Origin of the sequence: Terrabacter sp. GCM10028922 (genome assembly GCF_042666095.1) — a bacterium.
In the GTDB taxonomy this organism is placed as follows: domain Bacteria; phylum Actinomycetota; class Actinomycetes; order Actinomycetales; family Dermatophilaceae; genus Terrabacter.
The window spans coordinates 61,589-84,429 of record NZ_JBHTFG010000015.1 but is presented as its reverse complement, the minus strand read 5'-3'; the positions used below and the strand labels follow the sequence as shown (position 1 = coordinate 84,429).

Annotated in this window: 26 protein-coding genes and 1 riboswitch; of the genes, 1 reads left to right on the top strand and 25 read right to left on the bottom strand. The window is 72.2% G+C overall.

Annotation, left to right across the window (positions count from 1 at the left end; all coding sequences use genetic code 11):
- Positions 1 to 28: 28 nt before the first annotated feature.
- The 13 genes from hisG to def form a co-directional block, all read right to left on the bottom strand.
- Positions 29 to 874, bottom strand: a complete 846-nt coding sequence (hisG, locus tag ACFQU3_RS15230; RefSeq protein ID WP_385911217.1) for an ATP phosphoribosyltransferase — start codon at positions 872 to 874, stop codon at positions 29 to 31.
- 14 nt (positions 875 to 888) lie between these two features.
- Positions 889 to 1,152 (bottom strand): phosphoribosyl-ATP diphosphatase, encoded by a 264-nt coding sequence (locus ACFQU3_RS15225; RefSeq protein ID WP_385911215.1) that lies wholly within the window; start codon positions 1,150 to 1,152, stop codon positions 889 to 891.
- 44 nt (positions 1,153 to 1,196) lie between these two features.
- Entirely contained in the window at positions 1,197 to 1,679 is a 483-nt protein-coding gene (ribH, locus tag ACFQU3_RS15220) for a 6,7-dimethyl-8-ribityllumazine synthase (RefSeq protein ID WP_385911213.1), read from the bottom strand.
- Positions 1,676 to 2,917 (bottom strand): 3,4-dihydroxy-2-butanone-4-phosphate synthase, encoded by a 1,242-nt coding sequence (ribB, locus tag ACFQU3_RS15215; protein WP_385911211.1) that lies wholly within the window; start codon positions 2,915 to 2,917, stop codon positions 1,676 to 1,678. Before ribB ends, ribH begins: the two co-directional genes overlap by 4 nt.
- Positions 2,914 to 3,519, bottom strand: coding sequence for a riboflavin synthase (locus ACFQU3_RS15210; protein WP_385911209.1), 606 nt, complete (start codon positions 3,517 to 3,519; stop codon positions 2,914 to 2,916). Before ACFQU3_RS15210 ends, ribB begins: the two co-directional genes overlap by 4 nt.
- Positions 3,520 to 3,543: 24 nt before the next feature.
- The gene (gene ribD / locus ACFQU3_RS15205) at positions 3,544 to 4,671 is read right to left on the bottom strand and encodes a bifunctional diaminohydroxyphosphoribosylaminopyrimidine deaminase/5-amino-6-(5-phosphoribosylamino)uracil reductase RibD (RefSeq protein WP_385911207.1); all 1,128 of its coding nucleotides are present in this window, start codon (positions 4,669 to 4,671) and stop codon (positions 3,544 to 3,546) included.
- Positions 4,672 to 4,674: 3 nt separating this feature from the next.
- Positions 4,675 to 5,436 (bottom strand): nicotinamide riboside transporter PnuC, encoded by a 762-nt coding sequence (locus tag ACFQU3_RS15200; RefSeq protein WP_385911205.1) that lies wholly within the window; start codon positions 5,434 to 5,436, stop codon positions 4,675 to 4,677.
- A 153-nt stretch (positions 5,437 to 5,589) separates the two neighbouring features.
- A riboswitch (FMN riboswitch) is annotated at positions 5,590 to 5,718 on the bottom strand.
- Positions 5,719 to 5,828: 110 nt separating this feature from the next.
- The gene (gene rpe, locus ACFQU3_RS15195) at positions 5,829 to 6,485 is read right to left on the bottom strand and encodes a ribulose-phosphate 3-epimerase (RefSeq protein WP_385911203.1); all 657 of its coding nucleotides are present in this window, start codon (positions 6,483 to 6,485) and stop codon (positions 5,829 to 5,831) included.
- Between the two features lie 19 nt (positions 6,486 to 6,504).
- Positions 6,505 to 6,642 (bottom strand): hypothetical protein, encoded by a 138-nt coding sequence (locus tag ACFQU3_RS15190; RefSeq protein ID WP_385911201.1) that lies wholly within the window; start codon positions 6,640 to 6,642, stop codon positions 6,505 to 6,507.
- Between the two features lie 67 nt (positions 6,643 to 6,709).
- Positions 6,710 to 7,300 (bottom strand): class I SAM-dependent DNA methyltransferase, encoded by a 591-nt coding sequence (locus tag ACFQU3_RS15185; RefSeq protein ID WP_385911199.1) that lies wholly within the window; start codon positions 7,298 to 7,300, stop codon positions 6,710 to 6,712.
- A gap of 52 nt (positions 7,301 to 7,352) precedes the next feature.
- Entirely contained in the window at positions 7,353 to 8,924 is a 1,572-nt protein-coding gene (locus ACFQU3_RS15180) for an RsmB/NOP family class I SAM-dependent RNA methyltransferase (RefSeq protein ID WP_385911197.1), read from the bottom strand.
- A complete protein-coding gene (gene fmt, locus ACFQU3_RS15175; RefSeq protein ID WP_385911195.1) occupies positions 8,917 to 9,864 on the bottom strand; it encodes a methionyl-tRNA formyltransferase in 948 nt (315 codons plus the stop codon). Before fmt ends, ACFQU3_RS15180 begins: the two co-directional genes overlap by 8 nt.
- Before the next feature lies 1 nt (position 9,865).
- The gene (gene def / locus ACFQU3_RS15170; protein ID WP_385911193.1) at positions 9,866 to 10,411 is read right to left on the bottom strand and encodes a peptide deformylase; all 546 of its coding nucleotides are present in this window, start codon (positions 10,409 to 10,411) and stop codon (positions 9,866 to 9,868) included.
- Between the two features lie 331 nt (positions 10,412 to 10,742).
- Between def and ACFQU3_RS15165 the strand changes: the two genes are divergently transcribed.
- On the top strand, positions 10,743 to 11,552 hold the full coding sequence (locus ACFQU3_RS15165) for a hypothetical protein (RefSeq protein ID WP_385911191.1): 810 nt from the start codon (positions 10,743 to 10,745) through the stop codon (positions 11,550 to 11,552).
- A 20-nt stretch (positions 11,553 to 11,572) separates the two neighbouring features.
- Here ACFQU3_RS15165 and ACFQU3_RS15160 read toward each other — a convergent pair whose 3' ends face one another.
- From ACFQU3_RS15160 to pyrF, 12 genes are all read right to left on the bottom strand, one after another.
- The gene (locus ACFQU3_RS15160; protein WP_385911189.1) at positions 11,573 to 12,886 is read right to left on the bottom strand and encodes an MFS transporter; all 1,314 of its coding nucleotides are present in this window, start codon (positions 12,884 to 12,886) and stop codon (positions 11,573 to 11,575) included.
- A complete protein-coding gene (locus ACFQU3_RS15155; protein ID WP_385911187.1) occupies positions 12,883 to 13,443 on the bottom strand; it encodes an ArsR/SmtB family transcription factor in 561 nt (186 codons plus the stop codon). Before ACFQU3_RS15155 ends, ACFQU3_RS15160 begins: the two co-directional genes overlap by 4 nt.
- 81 nt (positions 13,444 to 13,524) lie before the next feature.
- Positions 13,525 to 14,802: a saccharopine dehydrogenase family protein gene (locus ACFQU3_RS15150; RefSeq protein ID WP_385911185.1), complete on the bottom strand. Its 1,278-nt coding sequence runs from the start codon at positions 14,800 to 14,802 to the stop codon at positions 13,525 to 13,527.
- 57 nt (positions 14,803 to 14,859) lie between these two features.
- On the bottom strand, positions 14,860 to 16,896 hold the full coding sequence (locus ACFQU3_RS15145) for a primosome assembly protein PriA (protein ID WP_385911183.1): 2,037 nt from the start codon (positions 16,894 to 16,896) through the stop codon (positions 14,860 to 14,862).
- A 16-nt stretch (positions 16,897 to 16,912) separates the two neighbouring features.
- Positions 16,913 to 18,133: a methionine adenosyltransferase gene (metK, locus tag ACFQU3_RS15140; RefSeq protein WP_385911181.1), complete on the bottom strand. Its 1,221-nt coding sequence runs from the start codon at positions 18,131 to 18,133 to the stop codon at positions 16,913 to 16,915.
- Between the two features lie 81 nt (positions 18,134 to 18,214).
- Entirely contained in the window at positions 18,215 to 19,453 is a 1,239-nt protein-coding gene (gene coaBC / locus ACFQU3_RS15135) for a bifunctional phosphopantothenoylcysteine decarboxylase/phosphopantothenate--cysteine ligase CoaBC (protein WP_385911179.1), read from the bottom strand.
- 27 nt (positions 19,454 to 19,480) lie between these two features.
- Complete coding sequence (gene rpoZ, locus ACFQU3_RS15130; protein WP_045192274.1) at positions 19,481 to 19,744, bottom strand: DNA-directed RNA polymerase subunit omega; 264 nt, start codon at positions 19,742 to 19,744, stop codon at positions 19,481 to 19,483.
- A gap of 100 nt (positions 19,745 to 19,844) precedes the next feature.
- The gene (gene gmk, locus ACFQU3_RS15125) at positions 19,845 to 20,462 is read right to left on the bottom strand and encodes a guanylate kinase (RefSeq protein ID WP_188031844.1); all 618 of its coding nucleotides are present in this window, start codon (positions 20,460 to 20,462) and stop codon (positions 19,845 to 19,847) included.
- A complete protein-coding gene (gene mihF / locus ACFQU3_RS15120; protein ID WP_385911176.1) occupies positions 20,462 to 20,779 on the bottom strand; it encodes an integration host factor, actinobacterial type in 318 nt (105 codons plus the stop codon). The genes gmk and mihF overlap by 1 nt, the downstream gene beginning before the upstream one ends.
- A gap of 153 nt (positions 20,780 to 20,932) precedes the next feature.
- The gene (locus ACFQU3_RS15115; protein ID WP_385911174.1) at positions 20,933 to 21,343 is read right to left on the bottom strand and encodes a hypothetical protein; all 411 of its coding nucleotides are present in this window, start codon (positions 21,341 to 21,343) and stop codon (positions 20,933 to 20,935) included.
- Between the two features lie 69 nt (positions 21,344 to 21,412).
- Positions 21,413 to 21,889: a hypothetical protein gene (locus tag ACFQU3_RS15110; RefSeq protein ID WP_385911173.1), complete on the bottom strand. Its 477-nt coding sequence runs from the start codon at positions 21,887 to 21,889 to the stop codon at positions 21,413 to 21,415.
- Positions 21,890 to 21,973: 84 nt separating this feature from the next.
- Positions 21,974 to 22,816: an orotidine-5'-phosphate decarboxylase gene (gene pyrF, locus ACFQU3_RS15105; RefSeq protein WP_385911171.1), complete on the bottom strand. Its 843-nt coding sequence runs from the start codon at positions 22,814 to 22,816 to the stop codon at positions 21,974 to 21,976.
- Positions 22,817 to 22,841: the final 25 nt, after the last annotated feature.

The window sequence follows — 22,841 nt, the reverse complement described above, 5'->3', positions numbered from 1 at the left end:
CTCACGTCCGTCCTCCCGCCGTGCCGGGTCAGAGCCGGCAGGCGGCGATGTCGGTGACGAGGATGGCGCGGGCGCCGAGGTCGTACAGCTCGTCCATGAGGCGGTTTCGCCCGATGCGGGGCACCATCGCACGCACGGCGACCCAGGCCTCGTCCTGCATCGGCGAGACCGTCGGCGACTCGAGCCCGGGTGTCAGCTCGCACGCGCGGTCGACGAGCTCCTTCGGGCAGTCGTAGTCGAGCATGACGTAGGTGCGGGCGGTGATGACCCCGGCCACGCGGCGTTGGAGCACCTCGATGGCCTGGGCCTCGCCGGGACGGTCGCCGCGGATGAGGACGGCCTCCGAGCGCAGGATCGGGTCACCGAAGACCTCGAGCCCCTGCTGCCGCAGGGTCGTCCCGGTCTCGACGACGTCGGCGATGCAGTCGGCGACCCCGAGGGTGATGGCCGTCTCGACCGCGCCGTCGAGGCGGACCACCTCGGCCGTCAGCCCCCGGGAGGCGAGGTCGGCGCGGACGAGACCGGCATACGACGTGGCGACGCGCTTGCCCGCGATGTCGTCGACGGTGCCCACGTGACCGGGCTTGCCGGCATACCGGAAGGTCGAGGCGCCGAAGCCGAGCTCCATGACCTCGACGGCCGACGAGCCGGAGTCGAGGAGGAGGTCGCGGCCCGTCACACCGGCGTCGACGGTGCCGGACCCGACGTAGACGGCGATGTCGCGGGGACGGAGGTAGAAGAACTCGACGTCGTTCTCGACGTCGGTGACGACGAGCTCCTTCGTGTCGCGGCGCGTGCGGTAGCCCGCCTCGCGCAGCAGCTCCACGGTGGCCTCGGACAGGGCGCCCTTGTTGGGCAAGGCGATTCGCAGCATGGGAGTGGGGATCCTCAGAGGTGGGTGTAGACGTCGTCGAGCGAGATGCCCTTGGCGATCATGAGGACCTGCAGATGGTAGAGCAGCTGGCTGATCTCCTCGGCCGCCGCGTCGGTCGACTGGTACTCCGCGGCCATCCAGACCTCGGCCGCCTCTTCGACGATCTTCTTGCCGATGGCGTGCACGCCGGCGTCGAGCTGCGCCACGGTCCCCGAACCCTCGGGTCGCGTCTGCGCCTTCTCGGCCAGCTCGGCATACAGCTGCTCAAAGCTCTTCACGGTGGACCACCCTACGGGCCGCCCGGCGACGGTCTCACCGGCGCTCAACTGGTGGCGACGCGCCGGTCGACCGCACGGAGCGCGACGACGGTGGCGACGGCTGCAGTGGCGGCCTCGTGACCCTTGTCCTCGTCCGAGCCCGGCAGCCCCGCCCGGGCGATGGCCTGCTGCTCGTCGTCACAGGTGAGGACGCCGAAGCCGACGGGCGTCGCCGTGCGCACCGACACGTCGGTGAGTCCGACCGTGGCCGCCTGGCAGACGTACTCGAAGTGGGGTGTGCCGCCGCGGATCACCACCCCGAGCGCGACGAGCGCGTCGTAGCGTTCGGCAAGGGCCGCGCAGGCCACGGGCAGCTCGAACGTGCCCGGGACCCGGACGACGTCGACCTCGGTCACGCCGGCGTCGGCGAGACCGCGACGCGCACCGTCGAGCAGGCCACCCATGACCTGCTCGTGCCAGCTCGCGGCGACGACGGCAACGCGCAGTCCGCTGCCGTCCGTCGTGATGGTGGGGGCGCCGTCCTTCATGCCGTCTCCTTGCCGTGCCGGCCGCTCGCGACCGGGATGTCGTGGCCCAGGCGCTCGCGCTTGGTGATGAGGTACTGCTCGTTCTCCTCGCCCATCGGCCCGTGCAGCCGCTCGACCGCGACGACGTCGAGGCCGAGGTGCCGCAGCGCGGCGACCTTGCTGGGGTTGTTCGTCAGGAGCACGATCTGCGTGGCGCCGAGGTCGTGCAGGATGGCCGCGCCCGCGGCGTACTCCCGTGCGTCGACGGGAAGCCCGAGTGCCGTCTGGGCGTCGACCGTGTCGGCCCCGCGGTCCTGCTGGGCGTACGCGCGCAGCTTGTCGACCAGACCGACGCCGCGTCCCTCGTGCCCGCCGAGGTAGACGACGACGCCACCCTCGCGCCCGACCCGCGCCAGGGCCGACTGGAGCTGCGGGCCGCAGTCGCAGCGCAGCGACCCGAAGGCGTCACCCGTGAGGCACTCGGAGTGCAGCCGGGTCAGGACCGGGCCAGAGCGGCTCAGGCCCTGCAGGCCACGCGGGCTGACGAGTGCGACGTGCTCGTCGCCGGTCAGCGTGTCGCGGTAACCGTGCGCGGTGAACGTGCCGTGGACGGTCGGGATACGCGTCGTGGCGAGCCGCTCGACGCGGTCGAGGCGTTGGCGGTGGTCGATCAGCTGCTCGATGGTGATGACCGGCAGGCCGGACTCGTGTGCGAGCTCGACGACGGCGTCGAAGCGCATCATCGTGCCGTCGTCGTGGACGAGCTCGCCGATGACACCGACGGGCGACAGACCCGCGAGGCGCGTGAGGTCGACAGCCGCCTCCGTGTGCCCGGGACGCGTCAGGACCCCACCGTGACGGGCTCGCAGGGGCAGGATGTGGCCGGGGCGGATGAGGTCGGCAGGAGTCGAGTCGACGTCGGCGAGCACCTGCACCGTGCGCAGGCGGTCGGCCGCGCTGATGCCCGTCGTCACGCCCGAGGCTGCGTCGACCGAGATCGTGTAGGCCGTGCGGAGCGGGTCACGGTTGTCGGCGACCATGAGCGGCAGCTCGAGCCGGTCGGCGACCTCGTCGGGCATCGGCGCGCACAGGTAGCCGGACGAGTGCCGGATGGTCCACGCCATCCACTCCTCTGTGGCTGTCTCTGCCGCGAGGACGAGGTCTCCTTCGTTCTCGCGGTCCTCGTCGTCGAGGACGAGGACGGGACGACCGGCCTGTAGTGCCTCCAGGGCGGCCTCGATGGTCGAGAGCGTGGTCATGGCGCGACCTCCTGTCGGTGGGTGAGCAGTCGTTCGACGTACTTGGCAATGACGTCGACCTCGAGGTTGACGACGTCGCCGACCCCCTTGTGCCCCAGCGTCGTCAGGGCGAGCGTCGTGGGGATGAGCGAGACTCCGAAGGCGTCGTCACCCACCTGGGCCACGGTGAGCGAGACCCCGTCGACCGTGATCGAGCCCTTCTCGACGACGTATGCCGCGAGGCCCGCTGGGAGCGTGAAGTCGACCGTCTCCCAACGGTCCCCGGGCGTTCGCGCCGTGATGGTTGCGGTGCCGTCGACGTGCCCCTGGACGACATGGCCGCCGAACCGGCCGTCGGCCGGCATCGCGCGCTCGAGGTTGACGCGGTCGCCGGGAGCCAGGGAACCGAGGCTGCTGCGCTCGAGCGTCTCGGCCATGACGTCCACGGTGAAGCTCGTCGCGTCGTGCTCGGTGACGGTGAGACAGACGCCGTTGACGGCGATCGAGGCGCCGTGCGTGGCGTCGCTCACGACGACGGGCCCGTCGATGCGCAGCACGGCGGACTCGGCGCCGCGCTCGATGGCCGAGACCGTGCCGAGCTCCTCGACGATTCCGGTGAACATGACTGTCTCCTCAGGGTTCTCGCGTCAGTGGCTGACGGCTGGCTCGTGCTCGCCGCCACGCTGCGTGGTGTGGCGGGTGGTCTGGTCGGGAGTGTGGAACGTGGTGTGCTGGGTCGTGTGCCCGGTGGGTGTCGCTCGGCCGCTCGGCACCTCGGCATGGATGCGCACGTCGCCCCCGACGACGTCGACGTCGACGAGCTCGAGACGCTGCAGCCCGTCGATGGACCCGATGCCGAGGTCACCCACGGCGGAGCTGCCGGCGCCGAGCAGGGCCGGCGCGACGTACGCGTACACGTCGTCGACGAGCCCGGCGCGGAGGAACGCTGCGGCGACCGTCGGTCCGCCCTCGAGCCACACGTCACGGATCCCCTTCTCCCACAGGACGCCGAGGGCCTCCCGCGGGTCGCGCGTCGCGAGGTGGACGACCTCGCCGGAGGCCTCGCGCAGGCGCGCCGCGGGAGGGATGTCACGCAGACCCATGACGACGCGTACCGGCTGTCTCTCGGTGAGCGAGCCGTCCGGCATGCGCACGGTGAGGCGCGGGTCGTCGGCCAGGGCGGTGCCGGTGCCGACCAGGACGGCGTCGCGGGTCGCACGGAGCACGTGGACGTCGGCGCGCGCGGCCTCGCCGGTGATCCACTGGCTGCTGCCGTCGGCGGCGGCGCTGCGTCCGTCGAGGGTCGTCGCGAGCTTCCACGTCACGAGCGGACGTCCGAGCGCCACCGTGCGCGCCCAGCGGTCGTTGAGCGCGGCCGCCTCGTCGGCGAGGACACCCCCGGTGACCTGGACCCCCGCCGCATGGAGCAGCTCGGCTCCCCCGGCAGCATCCACGTTCGGGTCCGACTGCGCGAAGACCACGCGTACGACGCCCGCCCGCAGCAGAGCCTCCGAGCAGGGACCGGTGCGACCCGTGTGCGAGCAGGGCTCGAGCGTCACGTACGCCGTGGCGCCCCGGGCCGCGTCACCTGCCGACCGCAGCGCCTCGACCTCCGCATGAGGTGTGCCCGCGCCGTGGTGGAAGCCCTCACCGACGACGGTCCCGTCGGGCGCGACGAGCACGCAGCCGACGCGTGGGTTGGCGTCAGGCCACGGTCCCGCCGCGGCGAGCTGGAGCGCTCGCCGCATCCAGGCCGGTGCTGCCGTGTCTCCCATGGGTCAGCTCGTCGCCGTCCCGGCGAGCTGGGGCTCGGTGTCGGGCTTCTCGAGCCGCGACGCCTTGACCCACTGCGTGAAGCCGTAGATGACGAACAGGCCGTAGAAGGAGTAGAGCACCGCGGTGGGGACGTAGTTCGTCGCGAAGCCGAACGGGACCCCGACGAGGTCGACGCCGATCCACGCGAGCCAGAACTCGTTCCAGCCGCGCGCCATGGCGTAGGTGGCGACGATCGAACCGACGAAGATCCAGGCGTCGCACCAGTAGAACCACCACTCCGGCGTGAAGAACGGGTTGGGGGCCAGGTTCCACAGCCAGACGAAGACCTGGTGGACCACCACCGTCCCGACGAGCCAGAAGACGAGGACGGCCGTGCGCTCACGGACCGTGGCCCACCGGGGGGTGATGGCGGCCCCACTCACGTCGTCCGCGTGGTTGAGCCTGCGCACCTGCGACCAGCGCCACCAGCCGTAGAGGCTCGTGAGGATGAAGAAGACCTGGCGTCCGGCCTGCCCGAAGAGCGGGACCCGCTCGTCGGCGCCGAAGAGGGCGCCGAGGTAGACGAAGAAGAGCATGACGTTGGCGATGATGCCGACCGGCCAGGCCCACACCCACCGGCGCATGCCGAGGTAGGCCGAGGCGAGGCCGATGAGGACGCCGACCAGCTCGGTCCAGTGCAGCTGGTACGGGCCGATCGGAATGGACGCGTCGAGGGTCTGCTGGAAGACGTTCTTCGCGTCGTCCGCGAGAGCAAGAGCCTGCATGAGGGTGTTCGTCCTTGGTCGTTCGTCGGGTGCACGGACGAACTCCGGGGAACACTCTGCGCGGACCGGTGCCCCGACGCGGGCGGCACGAGCCGGACGGATCCATCGCTCGTGTCGCGAGGTCGGCGCGGCTCGCGAGCGAGCCTGGCCTGCCTCGTGCTGCCTCCCATCCGGACTTTCACCGTCGGTCCTGGAGTTTCACCAGGTCAACCGGCCGCTGGATGCGGTCGGGTCGCGGACTGTAACCGCCGGCTCGGAATTACACCGACCCCGGAGCACGTAGAGCCAGTATGCACCCGCCGCAACCGGCCGCGCACACCGCGCCCACGTGACGGCCGCCACGACGGATGGGCACCGTCGGCGTACGACGGTGGTGACGGGGACGGGTCGAGTCAGTGGTGGTGAGAGGCGGCAAGGACGCGCAGGTCCTCGACGGCGGCCGCCGCATCCTCGGCGCCGTAGACCGCCGAGCCCGCGACGAAGACGTCGGCGCCGGCATCCGCGCACTGCTCGATCGTGTCCGCGCTGACGCCGCCGTCGACCTGGATCCAGATCTCGCCGCCGTGCCGGCGAACCGCCTCGCGCACCTGGCGTACCTTCGGCATCTGGTCGGCCATGAACGACTGGCCGCCGAACCCCGGCTCGACCGTCATGACGAGCACCATGTCGACCTCGGGGAGCAGCTCCTCGTACGGCCCGAAGTCGGTGCCCGGCTTGAGGGCCATCGAGGCCCGCGCGCCGGCCGCGCGCAGCGTCCGCGCGAGCCTCCTCGGGTCACGGGCGGCCTCGACGTGGAAGGTCACCGACTGGCACCCGGCCTCGGCGTAGCCGGGCGCCCACCGGTCGGGGTCCTCGATCATGAGGTGCGCGTCGATCGGGACGGGGCTCACCTTGAGCAGGGCCTCGACGACAGGCAGCCCGAGGGTGAGGTTCGGCACGAAGTGGGCGTCCATGACGTCGACGTGCGCCCAGTCGGCGTTCGCGATGCGCCCGAGCTCGGCCTCGAGGTTGGCGAAGTCGGCGGAGAGGATGCTCGGTGAGATCTGCACGCGCACAGCCTAGAGGCGGTCACGCGGTGGGCTTCGACCAGACCGACACGTGCGACTCCGACTCCGCCGTGAACGGAGCCTTCGTCCAGTCGGCCCACCGGTCGCGCAGGGTCAGGCCGGCGATCCGCGCCATGAGGTCGAGCTCCGAGGGCCACACGTAGCGGTGCGCCGACGCTTCGTAGGTCGCCAGCGGACGCCCCTGCGCATCCTGCCCATCCTGCCCATCATGTCCGGTCCGGACGTAGTGGTGCGACACCGAGCGCTGCGAGACGACGTCGATGGTGTCGAAGCCGACGTGCCGCTCCCCCACGTGGAACGGCACCGCCTTCTGCCCGGGTGGCAGCCGACGCAGCTGCGGGACGAAGACCCTCGACGACGAACGACCCTCCGGGAGCGAGCTGCTCGGCAACGGTCCGGAAGCACTCGACCTGGTCGTCCTGCGTCAGCAGGTTGGTGATCGTGTTGTAGACGAGGTACGCCACCCGGTAGCCGCTGCCGACCCGCGTCGTCGTCATGTCGCCGACCACCACCTGCAGGCGGTCGCCGCCGGGCTTGCTCCGCAGCTCGGCGACCATGGCCTCCGAGAAGTCGATCCCGTGGACCTCCACCCCACGTTCGTGCAGCGGCAGCGCCACCCGACCGGTGCCGATGGCGAGCTCCAGCGCCGGGCCTGACCCTGCGAGCTCGTGCAGCACGTCGACCGTCGGCCCCAGCACGGCCGGGTCGAACATGTGGGCCGAGCCCGCGTCGTACGTCGGCGCCACCTTCTCGTCGAACGGGCTGGGCACGAGGTCGTCCGTCGGGTATGCCGTCATGCCCCCACCCTGCCCACCGGAGCGCCGTCGGGGCGAGCGAGTTTCGGTCCGCTCAGCGCTTGCGCAGCAGGGCGAAGAACATGGCGTCCGTGCCGTGGACGTGGGGCCACAGCTGCACGAACGGACCCTCCCCGAGACCCGGCAGCTCGCGGCCTGTGGCGTCGATGAACAGCTCCCGTGCGTCGACCAGCTCGACGTCATCACGTCGCTTGAGGACGTCGAGCACCACGAACCGCGTCTCGTTGAGGTGCGGGCTGCACGTCGCGTAGCCGACGAGCCCTCCCGGGGCCGTCGCGTCGATCCCGGACGACAGGAGCTCGCGCTGGAGCCCGGCGAGGACTGCCACGTCGTCAGGGGTGCGCCGCCACCGCGCCTCGGGACGCCGCCGCAGCGCGCCCAGCCCGGTGCACGGTGCGTCGATGAGCACCCGGCTGAAGCCTGCGGGCTCCGTCTCACCGAGGTCGCGTCCGTCGCCGTGCCGAACCTTGAGACTCACGTCCGCATCCCGGGCGGCAACGCGCGCTGCCGCCAGGGTCTGCCACACGAGGTCCGCGCGGTGCTCACTGATCTCGTTGGCCACAAAGGGAACTCGCCGCTCGATGGCAAGGGCTGCGAGCAGGCCCGCCTTGCCGCCGGGACCGGCGCAGAGATCGAGCCATCGCTCCGTCGCGGCCGCTTCGCCATGGACCTCGGCGGACGCCAGGGCGAGGACGAGCAGCTGCGAGCCCTCGTCCTGCACGGCGGCGCGCCCGTCACGAACCGCGGGGATGGCGCCGGGGTCACCCTCTGGCAGCGTGGCACCGACCGGGCTGAGCCCGGAACGTTCGGCACCGTCGTGCTCGAGCTCGTCGAGCGAGGCCAGCCCGGGCCGCGCGACGAGCGACACCTTCGCCGGAGCGTTGTCGCTCTCGAGCAGGGTCGCGAGCGAGGCCTCGACATCGGCGGCCGACGCGACGCCGTGGCCGATGAGCGCCGCGCGCAGCGCCTTGGCGACCCAGACCGGGTGCGACGTACGCAGCGCCAGGCGCTCGACGGGGTCGGTGACGCCCTCGGTGACGACGTCCAGCCACTCGTCAGGGTCACGTTCGCTGATCCGGCGCATGACGGCGTTGACGAAGCCGGACGCACCGGCCCCGTTGACCTGCCGCGCCAGGGCCACGGTCTCGTCGACCGCGGCGTGCGTCGGGACACGCATGCCGAGCAGCTGGTGGGCGCCGAGGCGCAGCGTGTCGAGCACGTTGGCGTCGATCGTGTCGAGGGAACGCGCGGCTGCCGCGGCGATGACCGCGTCGTAGAGCCCGGACAGGCGCGTCGCACCGTAGACGAGCTCGGTGGCGAACCGGGCGTCGCGTCCGCGGATCTGCTTGTCGCGCAAGAGCTTCGGTAGGACGAGGTTGGCGTAGCCGCCGGCCGCGACGTCCCGCATCGCCGTGTATGCCGCGACGCGTGTCGCGTCGGTGCGCCGCGCCCGCTCGGACGGGCGCTGCTCCGACCGGTGCCCGGCCGACCGCTCACGCGCCTGAGGACGCTGGCGCTCTCCCCGACGGCCGTCCTGACGACCACTGCCGTCGCGGCCGCGGTCGCGTCCTCCCTGACGCCCGGCCGAACCTCGCTCGTCACTCATCTCCGACTCGCTCCCCCACCTCGATGCGCGTGCCGCGCGCCCAGTCGGCCGCGGCCATCGGCTTCTTGCCGTGCGCCTGCACGGTGCCGAGGCGGACCGGCAGCGTGCCGGTGCCGACGAAGACGGCCTTCTTCGTCACGAGCAGCGCACCGGGGACGAGGGTGATGTCTCCCGGCACCTCGTCGGCGGCCACCACCGTCACGGGCGAGACCTTGAGCCGCTCGCCGCGGAACGTCGTCCAGGCGCCGGGGGCGGGCGTGCAGCCGCGGACGAGCCGGTCGACCGCGAGAGCCGGCCGCTCCCAGGCGATGCGTGCGTCGTCGACCTCGATCTTCGGCGCCAGCGAGACGCCCTCGGCGGGCTGGGGCTTCGCGACGAGCTGCCCCGACTCCAGCCCGTCGAGCGTCGCGACGAGCAGGCCGGCCCCAGCCGTCGAGAGCCGCGCGAGCAGGTCGCCTGCCGTGTCGCGAGGACGGATCGTCTCCGTCATGACGCCGAGCACGGGGCCGGTGTCGAGACCCTTCTCGATGACGAACGTGGACGCGCCGGTCACCTCGTCACCGGCCATGAGGGCGTGCTGCACCGGAGCCGCACCGCGCCAGGCGGGCAACAGCGAGAAGTGCAGGTTGACCCACCCGAGTCTCGGAATCGCGAGAGCGTCCGCCGGGATGAGGTTGCCGTACGCCACGACGGGGCATGCGTCGGGTGCGAGCTCTCGCAGGTCGTCGAGGAAGTCGGGATCCTTGACCCGGCCCGGGGTCAGCACCGGGACGCCCAGCTCCTCGGCACGGCGCCGCACGGGAGAGGCCTCAAGACGCCGCCCACGACCGGCGGGAGCCTCGGGGCGGCTGACGACGGCGACGAGCTCGTGACTCGATGACGCGACCGCATCGAGGCTCGGCACCGCCGCGTCGGGGGTGCCGGCGAAGACGACCCTCATGTCACATCGCCCGGCCGAAGGTCGAGTGCGGGCTGATGCGCACCTCGGGTTGGTTCTCGGCGAACCACTCGGCCTCACGGATCGCCCGCATCGCCTCACGGCGCGCCTGGGGGTCGAGGCGGTCGAGGAACAGGATGCCGTCGAGGTGGTCGGTCTCGTGCTGGACGCACCGGGCCAGCAGCTCGGTGCCCTCGAGCACGACCGGTTCGCCGTGCATGTTCTGGCCCTTGGCGACCACCGAGAGGGCCCGCTTCGTGTCGAAGGCGAGCCCCGGGATCGACAGGCAGCCCTCGGGCCCGTCCTGCTCCTCGCTCGACAGGTCGAGGACCGGGTTGACGAGGTGCCCGAGCACGCCGTCGACCCAGTACGTGAACACCCGCAGCCCGACACCGATCTGCGGGGCGGCCAGGCCGGCGCCAGGGGCGTCCAGCATGGTGTCCTCGAGGTCCTTGACGAGCACCCGGAGCTGCTTGTCGAAGTCGACGACGTCGACAGCTGGCGTGCGCAGCACCGGATCACCGAAGAGTCGGATGTCCTTGATCGACACGGTGTCGTCCTCAGTCTGGGCCGGTGGGCAGGGCCAATCCTAGGTGGCCGCGTCACCCGTAGGACAGCGGGGCGCCAGCGAGACGCCCGCGGTCGGACGCCGGCGCGAGCCGTGAGACGGCCCCGCGAAGTGTGGCGAAAACGCCCTAGACTGCCCACGCATCAGGGACATTAGGGGATCATTCACCCCCTTCTCCGAGGCTGCACAGTCTCTACGCAACCAGAGAGCGAGTCACGATGCACCACAGCAACCCCCGTCCGGAAGCCTCCCCTCAACCGCGAGCCGGGCGAGACCGCTGCCCGTTCCACGCCGGAGCGGAGGGTGCCGTTCGATGAAGCGTCTCCTCCTCACCATCGCCGCGGTAGTCGCCCTCCTCGTCACGAGCGCACCGCAGACCGGCCAGGCCGTCTCCCGGACGACCAAGCACTTCATCACCAACCTGAAGGGGTCCACGGCACCCGCCGGCCTCGGGTTCAACGTCTTCGACACCGGCGTCTCGGGTGTCGCGACGCTGCCGACCGGGGTCAAGGGTCTGGTCTGGCTGGGCCAGAAGTGCCCGACACCGGCAGACGCGACCTTCCGCGCCACGATCGACAAGCTGGCGTCCAACACCCGGGTCTTCGGCTACTACCTGTCGGACGAGCCTCACATCGCCGACTGCCCGGGTGGCGCCGCAGCTCTGGCGAGCCGCGCCGACTACATCCGGTCCCGCACCGGGGGCGTCCAGAAGTCGTTCATCGTCCTGTCGAAGATCGCCGACTACGGTGCCTTCAAGCCTGCGAGCAGTCACGTCGACCTGGTCGGGCTGGACCCCTACCCGTGTTCGACGGCCTCGCCGACCTGCCCGGTGCGCAAGATCACCGACAAGGTCAATGCCGCCCTCGCCGCGGGGATCCCGCGCGCCGCCATCGTCCCCGTCTACCAGGCCTTCGGCCAGGAGGGGATCTCGGGCGGCTACTACCGCCTGCCCACGGCTGACCAGATGCGCGCGATGCACGCCGAGTGGGACCGCCTGGTTCCGTCTCCTGTCATGGACTACGCCTACGGGTGGAGCCACCAGTCGTCGTCGAACCCGACGCTGGTCGACTCGCGGGCCCTGCAGAAGGTCATCGCGGCCCACAACGGGGTCGTCGTCGGCTGACGCTGGTGCTGTCGGCCCCCTCAGGATCCGGGGCCGACAGCCACCGGCCCCTCGGGACCGGGTGCGCCGCGGGCGGGGCCACGGCGAGCCGTGGGCTCGTCGGGCTCCTCCGTGGCACGGCCGAGGTCGCGGACCGAGCGCGAGAGCAGGGCGGACAGCGAGATGACGACGTAGACGACCGCGCTGACGACCATGAGCGTCTCGAGGTCTGCGATGGTGGCGAGCCAGCCGTAGAGGAAGGTGCCGATGGGGATCGCGACGAACGAGCCCAGCGCGTCGTAGCTCGAGACGCGCGAGAGCACCGAGACCGGGACGTGCTCGTGCAGGGCGGTGTTCCAGCCGACACCGAACACCTCGCCGGCGGCGCCGGCCAGGAGGAAGCCGACGGCGACCGGGACGATCGCCGGGGCCACGCCGAGCAGGGCCATCGGCACCGCGAGCACACAGACCGCGACCATGCCGGCGCGCAACGGGTGCGCCAGGCTCAGCCGCAGCATGACGAGGGTCATGAGCACCGTGCCGACCGCCTCGGCGCTGAGCACGAGGCCCCAGCCGGCCTCACCGATCGCCTCGGTGGACTTCGCGACGAGCGGCCCCAGCACGCCGATGACACCGGCGTGGATGGCGTTCGTCAACCCGAACGCGAGCACGACGACCCAGAGCCACTCACGTCTGGTGAACTCGCTCCACCCCTCCCGCAGCTCGCGGACCATGGACTGGCGGCGCGACCGTGTGTCATCGGAGGGACGCGGCAGTCCGACGCGGGTGAGGCAGACGATGGCGACGGCATACGTCAGGGCATCGACCGCGAGCGCCCACCCCGGGCCGACGCCCACGACGAGCAGCCCCGCGACGGCGGGGCCGATGATGGCCAGCCCGCTGCGGCTGAACGAGAGCAGCGCGTTGGCCTGCTGGAGCCGGGCGCGGTCGACGACGAGAGGGACGATGCCCATCATGGCGGGCATCGTGAAGGCCGCGACGGCGCCGTTGACGCCCTCGATGACGGTCAGCTGCGTCAGGGTGGCGTGCCCGCTGATGATGAGCGTGGCGGCGAGCGCCTGGGTGACGAACGTCAGGACGTGCGAGACCTGAAGCACGACGATCCGCGAGAACCGGTCGGCGACCACTCCCCCGACGAGGAGGAAGACGACCATCGTCAGGGTGCGCACTCCGAGCACCTGAGCGAGAGCAGCGGCGGACTGGTCGATGTGCAGCACGGCGAAGGCGAGCGCGACGGGCACCATGACGTGCCCGGCCGTCGAGACCGTGCGGGCGGTGAAGTACCACGCGAAGCGCCGGTCTGTCAGGGCGCCGAACGACTCCTGCACCTTCATGACGACACCGGCCCGGGCAGGTCGGCCCTGGCCTTGTCCCCGCGCAGCCGGAAGGCCGCGACGGAGAGCGCCGCTCGCACCGTCCCGCGGGTCCGCGGAGGGCGCGCGGAGGCGTGCATGAGCCCGCTCGCCTCCTCGACGAGGGCGACGACCCGGTCCCACACCTCGGGCTCGACCCAGAGGTCGGCGTCGGTGAACCGGCTCGGGATGCCGGGCTCGCGTTCGACGAACCGTCTCGGGATCATGTCGGCGAGCACTCGAACGTAGGCGAGCCGGTCCTCGTCGCGGTTCGCCTGCGAGCGGACGACCGGTGCGTCCCACCGGTGGCGGTACTTCTTGGCCTTCCCTCCGCGGACCGTCTCCTCGCCGGCGACCTCGAGCAGGCCGGCCGACTGGAGCAGCCGGAGGTGGTAGCTCGCGTTCGCCTGCGTGATGTCGAGCTCGCGAGCGACCTCGGCGGCGCTCAGCTCGGCGCCCGTCAGCAGCGAGAGCATCTGCAGCCGCAGGGGGTGCGCCGTGGCGCGGAGCTCGCTGATCCGCTCTTCCTCCAAAGACACGTTTGGGAGTATGCCGGGTGGCGCGCACGACCGTCAAGCATCTCTTTGGAGGTGGCGGGTCACCCGAGTCCGTGCCCCCGCTCAGCCCGTGACGGGTCCGCCCGAATCGTCGCGCTCGACCTCGAAGGTGAAGTCCTGGGCGCGGAGCCGGTCGACGAGCACCTCGCCAAGGGCGGTCGCGGGCGTGGCCACGCCGACCCGCTGCGGCACGTCGGCGTCCAGGGCGAGCGACAGGATCGTCTCGCCGAACATCACCGCGGTGCCGCCGTAGCCCGGGTCGCGGTCGGCGCCGACCCGCGTGCGGTAACGGGCGCCGGTCGTCGTCGTGGCGCGGATGTCGAAGCGGAAGCGGCCCGCCGCGCGAGCCTCGGGGTCCGGCCCCTCGCCGGGCCTCGGGAGGAAGCGGTCGAGGACGGCGCGCGTCGGCGTCCACGACAGACCTGTGACGAGGCCACCGAGCCCGACGGCCATCCCGCCGGCCATGACCGGGGACATGGGGCCCGAGCCGAAGTCGGTGACCTCGCGGTACCGGAGGTCGCGGCCGTACGACCAGTCGGACAGGGTGTTGGAGAGCCGCACGATGCGCGTGTTGAACGACGCCATGACGAAGGGACCGGTCCAGCGTCCGGTGCCCGGGTCACGGTCGATCGGCACGAGCCGACGCAGCCGGCCGCGGAGACCGGAGCTGCGTCGCCGTCCCGACGACGGTTCGTCGGCGCGGCGCGGGCTCAACGCGTACGGGTCACCGAGGACGCGCCGGGCGCCGGGCGTGGACCGCGCCGTGATGGCCTGCCGCCGCATCGAGTCGATGGTGCCGCCGGAGAGCCCGCCCTTGAGCGACCGCACGAGCAGGGTGGTCGCGGCGAGGGTGCCCTCGCCGTCCGCGGCGACCCGCTGCGCGGTGGTCAGGACACCGAGGTCCGACGGGATGGAGTCGAAGCCACACGCGTGGACGATCGCTGCCCCGGTCTCGCGCGCCGTCACGTCGAGCTCGTCGAGCGACCAACGGACGAAGAGCAGCTCACCGGTCAGGTCGGCGTAGTGCGTGCCCTCCTCGGCGCACGCTCGGGCGACCTCCTTGCCGTAGGCCACGTAGGGGCCGACCGTGGAGGCGAGCACCCGCGTCCGCGCCGCGAGGACGCGCAGGCCGGGCCCGTCGGACGCGTCGACGGTGACGAGCTCCCACTGTGCGGCATCCTGGCCCAGCTCGGCCCGGAGAGCCTCGAGCTTGGGCCGTGAGCGGCCCGCGAGCGCCACGCGCACGTCCGGGCCGGTGTGCCGGGCGAGGTGTACGGCGGTCAGGGGCCCGACGAAGCCGGTCGCGCCGTACAGGACGATGTCGAGCTCGCGTGCGGGCATGGCCGCCATGCTGCCACGGCCGCCGGTCGGACGCCCTGTGCGCGTGTGCCCGGTCACTCAGAACGTGTCGAGCGGGTCGACCCGTACGGTGACGACGTCCGTCTCCTTGCGCGCCGAACGGAACGCCTTGACCGCGAGCAGTGATCGGGCGAGCGCAGCGGTGTCGACGGCGGGCACCCGGACGAGCACGTGGTGGTCTGCAGGCGTCCGCGAGACCTCGCCGTCGGAGGGCGGTCGGCGCGGGGCCGCGCCCCCGACGAGCGGCACCGGCCCCAGCACCTGTGCGCTGGCCGGCAGATCGGCCTGTTCCAGGGCCTCCTCGAGCGCTCGGCGAGCGCCGGTGAGCTGCGCGACACGCGCCGCCGGCGGCAGGCCGAGCTCGCGTCGTTCCGCCAGCTCTCGGGCCGCGAGCCAGGTGGGGTCCCAGCGGACGAGCGCCTCGACGGCGGGCAGCGCGACCGCCTCGGGTGCACCGCAGAGCACGACGGCTCGCCCCTCCCGCGCGAGCGCGGCCGCCGCCATCCAGCGACGCACCGCCTCGAGTGGCGCGTCGAGGACCGGGAGGTCGAGGCTCGCCCAGGCATCGAGGAGCAGCACGCCGGTGTAACCGCCCTCGGCGACCGGCTCGGCGCCGGGTGTCGCGATGACGAGCGACGGCTCACGTGACACGGTCGCGAGCACCTCCCCCGAGCCGGACGTGTGCACCGTGACGCCGGGAAAGGCCCGCCCGATCTCCTCCGCGGTGCGCTTGGCACCGGTGACGGACGAGCGGAGCCGCCGCGAGCCGCAGTGACCGCACTCGAAGCCCTGCGGCGCCAGCTGCAGCCCGCACCACCGGCATGCCGGGGCGGCTCCCGAGGCGCCGAGCGCAACGGGTCCGCGACAGCGTGCGCAACGCACCGGAGTGCGGCACTCGGCGCAGCTGAGCGACGGCAGGTAGCCCCGACGTGGCACCTGGACGAGCACCGGCCCGTCGACGAGCGCGTCCTTGGCGACGCGCCAGGCTCGCGACGGGAGGTGGGCGCGGGAAGCGGGCCCGTCACGCTCCTCGTCGACGCCCTCGCCCGCGACCGTGACGCGGGGCGCAGCGGCTCGCAGCGTCGCCGCGTCGGCGTCGACGGGCGCGACCGCGCCTGCCTCGACGGCGACCTGGACGCGCAGGCTACGGGTGAAGCCTCCGGTGAGCAGGGCAGCCCCGGTGGCCGCTGCTCGCAGGCCCAGCACGACCCCGGCGTGGTGGTACGGCGCCCGCGGCTCGGCGAGCAGGTCGTCGCCGTCGTCCCACCACGCGACGAGGCCGAGGTCGTGCACGGGCGCGAACGCGGCAGCCCGGGTGCCGATGACGACCTTGACGTGCCCGCGCAGGACCTTGAGCCACGCGGTGTAGCGCGCCTGGGGCCCCTGGTCGGCCGTGAGGCGCACGTGCCGGCCCTTGCCGAGCAGGCCGGTCAGGGCCGCGTCGAGGCGCTCGAGGTCACGGTGGTCGGGCACGACGAGGACCGCGCCGCGTCCCGCTGCGAGCGCGGTTGCGGCCGCGACCGCCAGGGCCGCGGGCCAGTCCGCGTCCCCCGAGCGTCCTGGAAGGGCAGCCCACGCAGCCGCCGGGCCCTCGCCGGCGGCAACGCGTCGCAGCCAGGCCGTCCCGGCCGGATAGGCCGTCCACGGACCCGCGTCGGGCACCGTGACGGGCTCCTGCGGCGGGCACTCGGCCGAGAGTGCCTTCTCGGCCGTGGCGTGGCGCTTGGGGACGGCGAGCCGCAGCACGTCGCTCAGCGTGCCGGCATACCGGTCGGCGACGGCACGGCACAGCGCGAGCACCTCGGGCGTCAGCACGGGCTCGGGGCTCACGACGCGGCGCAGTGGTGTCAGCCGGCCCTCGTGGGTCGGGCGCTCCCGACGCTCGACGACGAAGCCGTCGAGCTCGCGGCCCGAGAAGCGCACCCGCACCCTGGCCCCCGGGACGGCGTCGGCATCGAGCTCCTCGGGGACGGCGTACTCGAAGACCCGGTCGAGGTGCGCAAGGGCGGTCTCCACGACGACGGCAGCGACCGGCCGCCCGGCCGGTCGCTGCTCGATGTCGTCGGTCTCGCCCACGGGGGCGAATCTAGTCTCAGGCGGAGACGGCGGACCTCAGGGCATCCACACGGTCGGTGCGCTCCCACGTGAAGCCATTGTCGACGCCGTCGGCCTTGGTGCGGCCGAAGTGGCCGTAGGCAGCGGTCGGCTTGTAGATCGGGCGGAGCAGGTCGAGCGCGTCGACGATGGCCGCGGGGCGCAGGTCGAAGACCGACGTGATCGCGTCCTGGATCTTGTCGACCGGGACGGTCTCGGTGCCGAACGTCTCGACGTAGAGCCCGACGGGCTGTGCCTTGCCGATCGCGTACGCCACCTGCACCTCGCAGCGGCTGGCGAGACCCGCGGCGACGATGTTCTTGGCGACCCAGCGCATCGCGTAGGCACCCGAGCGGTCCACCTTGCTCGGGTCCTTCCCGGAGAAGGCGCCGCCGCCGTGGCGGGCCATGCCGCCGTACGTGTCGACGATGATCTTGCGGCCGGTCAGCCCGGCGTCGCCCATCGGGCCACCGATCTCGAAACGGCCCGTGGGGTTGATGAGCGCGCGGAAGTCGGACGTGTCGAGGTCGGTGCCGTTGTCGGCGAGCTCGGCCAGGACGGGCGCGAAGACATGGGCCTTGATGTCCGGCTCGAGCATGCCCTCGAGGGACACGTCGGGTGCGTGCTGCGTCGAGAGGACGACGGTGTCGAGCCTGACGGCCCGGTCGCCGTCGTAGGCGATGGTGACCTGGGTCTTGCCGTCGGGACGCAGGTAGGCGAGCTCGCCGTTCTTGCGGACCTGGGTCAGGCGCTCGGCCAGCCGGTGCGCGAGGAAGATCGGGAGCGGGAGCAGCTCGGCGGTGTCGTCGCACGCGTAGCCGAACATCAGGCCCTGGTCGCCGGCGCCCTGCTTGTCGAGCGGGTCGACGCCACCGTGACGGTTCTCGTGGGCGGTGTCGACGCCCTGCGCGATGTCGGGCGACTGGGCACCGATCGAGATGGACACGCCGCACGTGCGACCGTCGAAGCCCTTCTGCGAACCGTCGTAGCCCACCTCGAGGATGGTGTCGCGCACGATCTTCGGGATCTCGACGTAGCCGGTCGTCGACACCTCGCCGGCGACGTGGACGAGCCCGGTCGTCACCATCGTCTCGACAGCGACGCGAGCGTTCTTGTCCTCCGTCAGCAGCGCGTCGAGGATCGAGTCGCTGATCTGGTCGCAGATCTTGTCCGGGTGGCCCTCGGTGACGGACTCGGACGTGAACAGACGTGCGGACACTTGCTCTCCCTAGGTCGGGTGCGTGGCGGTGTGCGGGGCGTGCGCGGGTGGCGCGGGCGCGTTGGGGCGAGAGTCTAGTGCTCAGCCGAGCAGGGGTGACACGGCGTCCCAGAGGGCGTCGGCGACGGCGTCCTTGGTGGCCGGCCCGACCGTGACGACGTCGTCGGTGCCGCGGCGCAGGATGTGGACGGTGGTGTCGTCCTTGCCGAACGTGAGGTCGGTGCCGACCTCGTTGACGACCTGCACGTCGCTGCCCTTGCGGGCGAACTTCGCGCGGGCGTGGTCCATGACGCTGCCGACGCTGTCGCCGGTCTCGGCCGCGAAGCTGACGACGAACGGCGTGCTCGACCCGCGCGCGTCACGGGCGGACACGAGGCCTCGGACGATGTCGGGGTTCTCGACGAGGTCGAGGCGAAGACCGGCGTCGGGAGCGGACGACTTCTTGATCTTGCTGTGGCTGACCGTGGCGGGTCGGAAGTCGGCCGGCGCGGCCGCCATGACGACGACGTCTGCCGCGGCGGCGGCCTCCTCGACCGCGCGCTGCAGCTCGAGCGTCGTCTCGACGGGCACGACGTCGATTCCGTCGGGCACGGCCAGCGAGACGTTGGCGGCGACGAGCGTCACCTTCGCACCGCGGTCGGCAGCGGCCCGCGCGATGGCCAGCCCCTGCTTGCCCGACGAGCGGTTGCCGAGGTAGCGCACCGGGTCGAGCGGTTCGCGGGTGCCACCCGCGGACACGACCACGCGCCGCCCCTCGAGGTCGCGGGTAGCCTCGTCGGCCACGCCCGGCGCCCGGCCCTCGACGATCGCGAGGCAGGCGGCATACAGCTGCTCGGGCTCGGGCAGGCGGCCCGCTCCGGAGTCCTTGCCGGTGAGGCGCCCCACTGCGGGGTCGATGACGTGAGCGCCGCGTGATCGCAGCAGCGCGACGTTGGCCTGCGTGGCCGGGTGCTCCCACATCTCGGTGTGCATCGCCGGAGCGAAGGCGACGGGGCACCGGGCGGTGAGCAGGGTGTTCGTCAGCAGGTCGTCGGCGAGGCCGTGCGCGGCCTTGGCGAGCAGGTCGGCCGTGGCCGGTGCGACGACGACGAGGTCGGCCGACTGGCCGATGCGTACGTGCGGCACCTCGTGCACCGACGTCCAGACCTCGGTGCTGACCGGCTTGCCCGACAGGGCGGACCACGTCGGTGCCCCGACGAACCGGAGCGCCGCCGCGGTCGGCACGACCGTGACGTCGTGGCCGTGCTCGGTGAGAAGGCGCAGCAGGGACGCCGCCTTGTAGGCAGCGATCCCACCGCTCACGCCGAGGACGACACGCATCTGCGGCACCGGCCGGCCCGGGAGGGCTCAGGCCTCGGTCGGCGTGGAGGTCAGCAGGCCCTCGTTGATCTCGCGCAGGGCGATCGACATGGGCTTCTCGTGGACCTCGGTCTCGACGAGGGGCCCGACGTAGTCGAGCAGCCCCTCCTGGAGCTGGGAGTAGTACGCGTTGATCTGACGGGCGCGCTTGGCGGAGTAGATGACGAGCGCGTACTTCGAGTCGGCGGCGGTCAGGAGGTCGTCGATCGGCGGGTTGGTGATGCCGATGGGAGCAGCCTGGGTACCGGACACAGTGATCTCGTTTCGTTGGTTTCAGCGGGTTCGAGGTGTGCGCTGGGACGTCGGCCGGGTGCGGATCGCGCCGCTCAGCGTGCACACATCAGGTCGGGACTCACCGTTCGGCGCGTCCCGACCTCATCAATGATACGAGTTCTTCGCTCGCACGACGAACATCGTCGTTGACGACGACCTCGTCGAACTCGCTCCTCGCGGCCAGCTCGGCCCGCGCGGTCGAGAGGCGCCGCTCCCGCTCGGCCTCCCCCTCGGTGCCGCGGCCGACGAGACGGCGCACGAGCTCGTCCCAGCTCGGGGGCTCGAGGAAGACGAAGAGCGCGTCGGGCCACGTCTCACGCACCTGGCGCGCGCCCTGCAGGTCGATCTCGAGGAGCGCGTCACGACCCTCCCGGATGACCCGCTCGACGGGACCGCGTGGCGTGCCGTACTTCGCCGCGCCGTGCACGACGGCGTACTCGAGGAACTCCCCCGCCTCGACGAGGCGGTCGAACTCGTGGTCGTCGACGAAGTGGTAGTGCACGCCGTCGACCTCGCCCGGGCGCGGGTGACGCGTCGTCATCGAGACGGAGAACCAGACGCCGGGGAAGTGCGTGCGCACGTACGCGGCGATGGTCCCCTTGCCGACCGCGGTCGGACCGGCCAGCACGGTCAGGCGGCCGCGCGGTCTCTCGGGTGCGTCGTGCTGGGTCGTCTCCGCGGTCTGCTCAGCCGACATCACGGCTTCTCGAAGCGGCGCAGCAGCGCAGCAACCTGGTTGGCGCCGAGCCCGCGGACACGGCGAGACTCCGCGATGCCGACCTCGGTCATGATCGCCCTGGCCCGAACGCGCCCGACGCCGGGCATCGACTCGAGCAGCTCGGTGACCTTCATCTTGCCGATGACGGGGTCGGCCTTGCCGTCCTCGAGGACCTCGGCGAGCGAGCCGCTTGAGTACTTGAGCCGGTTCTTGACCGCGGCTCGCTCCCGCCGTGCGGCTGCAGCCTTCTCGAGTGCTGCGGCCCGTTGCTCGGGGGTGAGCGGTGGAAGCGCCACGGTCTTCGGTCTCCTCGCTGCCTGCGGAAACGCCCGTGCGCCCCGCCGTCGTTCACGTCTGGCGTGTTGTCTCCGCCGAACCTAGCCAGTCGTCCGTCCGCGCCGCAACGCGGGGTGCCAGCATGGCGCGCGAGACGTGCTCCCGTCGCGGTGTCAGCGACCGAGGTCGACGCCGCAGGTCTCCTTCGCGTGCGTCTCGACCCGCTTCGCCGCGCTCTCGAGCTCTGCCATCTGCTTCGTGAGCGAGCTGAGGTCGGGGTTGTCGACGGTGAACCGTTCGAACAGGTCGAGCAGCTTCCTCCAGTCGGCCCTGACCTCCTCCGGCGCGCTCGCCTCGATGCGTCTCACGGTCGTCACGAAGCGGGCCGCGGCGGCGGGGTCGCGCAGGCTCGCGCCCGCCTCGCTCCACTCCTGCTCGGCGGCCGTGACCGCGTCGCAGTACGACGGGGACCCGTTGGAGCAGGCCGCCAGGGACAGTGCCGTCGCCAGCAGCAGGAGGGCCACCCACGGGACCGACCGACTCGACCGGCTCGACCTGCTCACGCGCAGTGCGGTCGTTCGCATGGGGACACCGTATGCCGTGCGCCCCGGCCCGGCCCGGGGTGTCCGACCGCGGGTGGGCTCAGGACCGCGTCAGGACATGTCGAGGTTGCACGTCGCCTTCGCGTGGGCCTCGATCGTCGTCCCGGCCGCCTGCATCTTCTCCATGGCACCCACGAGGGCGCTGGTGTTGCCGGCCGCTGCCGCCTCGACGAACGCGATGAAGTCACCCCAGGCCTGCTCGACCTCGGCCGGCGCGGAGTCCCTGATCTTCTGCAGCACGGCGAGGCCCTGCTTGAGCGCGGCCTGGTCGGTGATGTTGCTCCAGATCGACTCGAGCTGCTTCTGGCCGTCCTTGAGCGCGTCGCAGTACGCCTCGTCGCCCGCGGCGGGCGTCGTCTCGCTCGACGTCGTCGAGGCAGCCGAGCTGGAGACGACCGAGCTCGAGGCAACCGGGCGCGAGTCCGTCGTGGGCGGCGGCGTGCCCGACCCGCACGCCGCGGTGAAAGGCAGGGCCAGCGCGAGCGCGGCCACGGCGAGCAGTCGGCGGGCGGACACGGTGTGGGTCATACCGTGAGTCATACCCTGAGTCAGGCTCCGAGTCATGCCTCGAGTCATGCGGCAGGTCATACCCTGCACCCGAGCCGGGGGCCCTCAGCGGCGAAGCGAGTCCGAGACGCGCCCGAGCTGCCCGACGAGGCGGCTCGGCTCGGGGCCGGCGGCCAGGATCTCGCGGCTCGAGGCGACCAGGACCTGGTCGCGCGCGCTCCCGAACGTCTCGGAGATGGAATCGACGGTGCCGCCCTGCGCACCGAAGCCCGGGGCGAGCACCGGGGTCGCCGCCCCGACGAGGTCGAGACCGAGGTCGTGCACCGCGGTGCCGACGGTGGCGCCGATGACGAGCCCGATGCTGCCCAGCTCGCCGCGGCTGCGGGCGCCGGCGTTGTCGGCGCCCGCTCCACGCACCATCGATCCCGCGACGTACTCGCCGTCGCGAGTCGCGTGCTGGACGCTCGCGCCCTCGGGGTTCGAGGTCAGGGCGAGGACGAACAGGCCTCGACCGGTCTGCTCGGCGAGGTCGATCGCCGGACGCAGCGACTCGTAGCCGAGGTACGGGCTCACCGTGAGGGCGTCCGGCGGTGCGACGGCGTCCTTGCCGAGGTACGCCTCCGCGTAGGCCGTCATGGTCGAGCCGATGTCACCGCGCTTGGCGTCGAGGATCGTCAGCGTGCCCGCCTCGCGCAGCTCGGTGAGCACACGCTCGAGGACGGCGATGCCCCTGCTGCCGAAGACCTCGAAGAACGCCGCCTGCGGTTTCACGGCGGCGACCCGGCCGGCGAACGCCTCGACGCACGTCAGGGCGAAGCGCTCGAGGCCGGCGACGTCGTAGGTCAGCCCCCACGACTCGACGAGCCGGCGGTGCGGGTCGATGCCGGCGCACAGCGGGGCGTGCTCGCGCATGGCGTGCTGGAGCCGGGCTCCGAAGGGTTGCGTCACGTCGGCCGCCGTTCTCTGGTCGCTC

Bases quoted from the DNA above. Each gene is read 5' to 3' on its own strand.
- hisG (WP_385911217.1), bottom strand. From the start codon at position 874: ATGCTGCGAATCGCCTTGCCCAACAAGGGCGCCCTGTCCGAGGCCACC.
- ribH (WP_385911213.1), bottom strand. From the start codon at position 1,679: ATGAAGGACGGCGCCCCCACCATCACGACGGACGGCAGCGGACTGCGC.
- ribB (WP_385911211.1), bottom strand. From the start codon at position 2,917: ATGACCACGCTCTCGACCATCGAGGCCGCCCTGGAGGCACTACAGGCC.
- ACFQU3_RS15210 (WP_385911209.1), bottom strand. From the start codon at position 3,519: ATGTTCACCGGAATCGTCGAGGAGCTCGGCACGGTCTCGGCCATCGAG.
- ribD (WP_385911207.1), bottom strand. From the start codon at position 4,671: ATGGGAGACACGGCAGCACCGGCCTGGATGCGGCGAGCGCTCCAGCTC.
- ACFQU3_RS15200 (WP_385911205.1), bottom strand. From the start codon at position 5,436: ATGCAGGCTCTTGCTCTCGCGGACGACGCGAAGAACGTCTTCCAGCAG.
- ACFQU3_RS15185 (WP_385911199.1), bottom strand. From the start codon at position 7,300: ATGACGGCATACCCGACGGACGACCTCGTGCCCAGCCCGTTCGACGAG.
- ACFQU3_RS15180 (WP_385911197.1), bottom strand. From the start codon at position 8,924: ATGAGTGACGAGCGAGGTTCGGCCGGGCGTCAGGGAGGACGCGACCGC.
- fmt (WP_385911195.1), bottom strand. From the start codon at position 9,864: ATGAGGGTCGTCTTCGCCGGCACCCCCGACGCGGCGGTGCCGAGCCTC.
- ACFQU3_RS15165 (WP_385911191.1), top strand. From the start codon at position 10,743: ATGAAGCGTCTCCTCCTCACCATCGCCGCGGTAGTCGCCCTCCTCGTC.
- ACFQU3_RS15160 (WP_385911189.1), bottom strand. From the start codon at position 12,886: ATGAAGGTGCAGGAGTCGTTCGGCGCCCTGACAGACCGGCGCTTCGCG.
- ACFQU3_RS15150 (WP_385911185.1), bottom strand. From the start codon at position 14,802: ATGCCCGCACGCGAGCTCGACATCGTCCTGTACGGCGCGACCGGCTTC.
- coaBC (WP_385911179.1), bottom strand. From the start codon at position 19,453: ATGCGTGTCGTCCTCGGCGTGAGCGGTGGGATCGCTGCCTACAAGGCG.
- gmk (WP_188031844.1), bottom strand. From the start codon at position 20,462: ATGTCGGCTGAGCAGACCGCGGAGACGACCCAGCACGACGCACCCGAG.
- ACFQU3_RS15115 (WP_385911174.1), bottom strand. From the start codon at position 21,343: ATGCGAACGACCGCACTGCGCGTGAGCAGGTCGAGCCGGTCGAGTCGG.
- ACFQU3_RS15110 (WP_385911173.1), bottom strand. From the start codon at position 21,889: ATGACCCACACCGTGTCCGCCCGCCGACTGCTCGCCGTGGCCGCGCTC.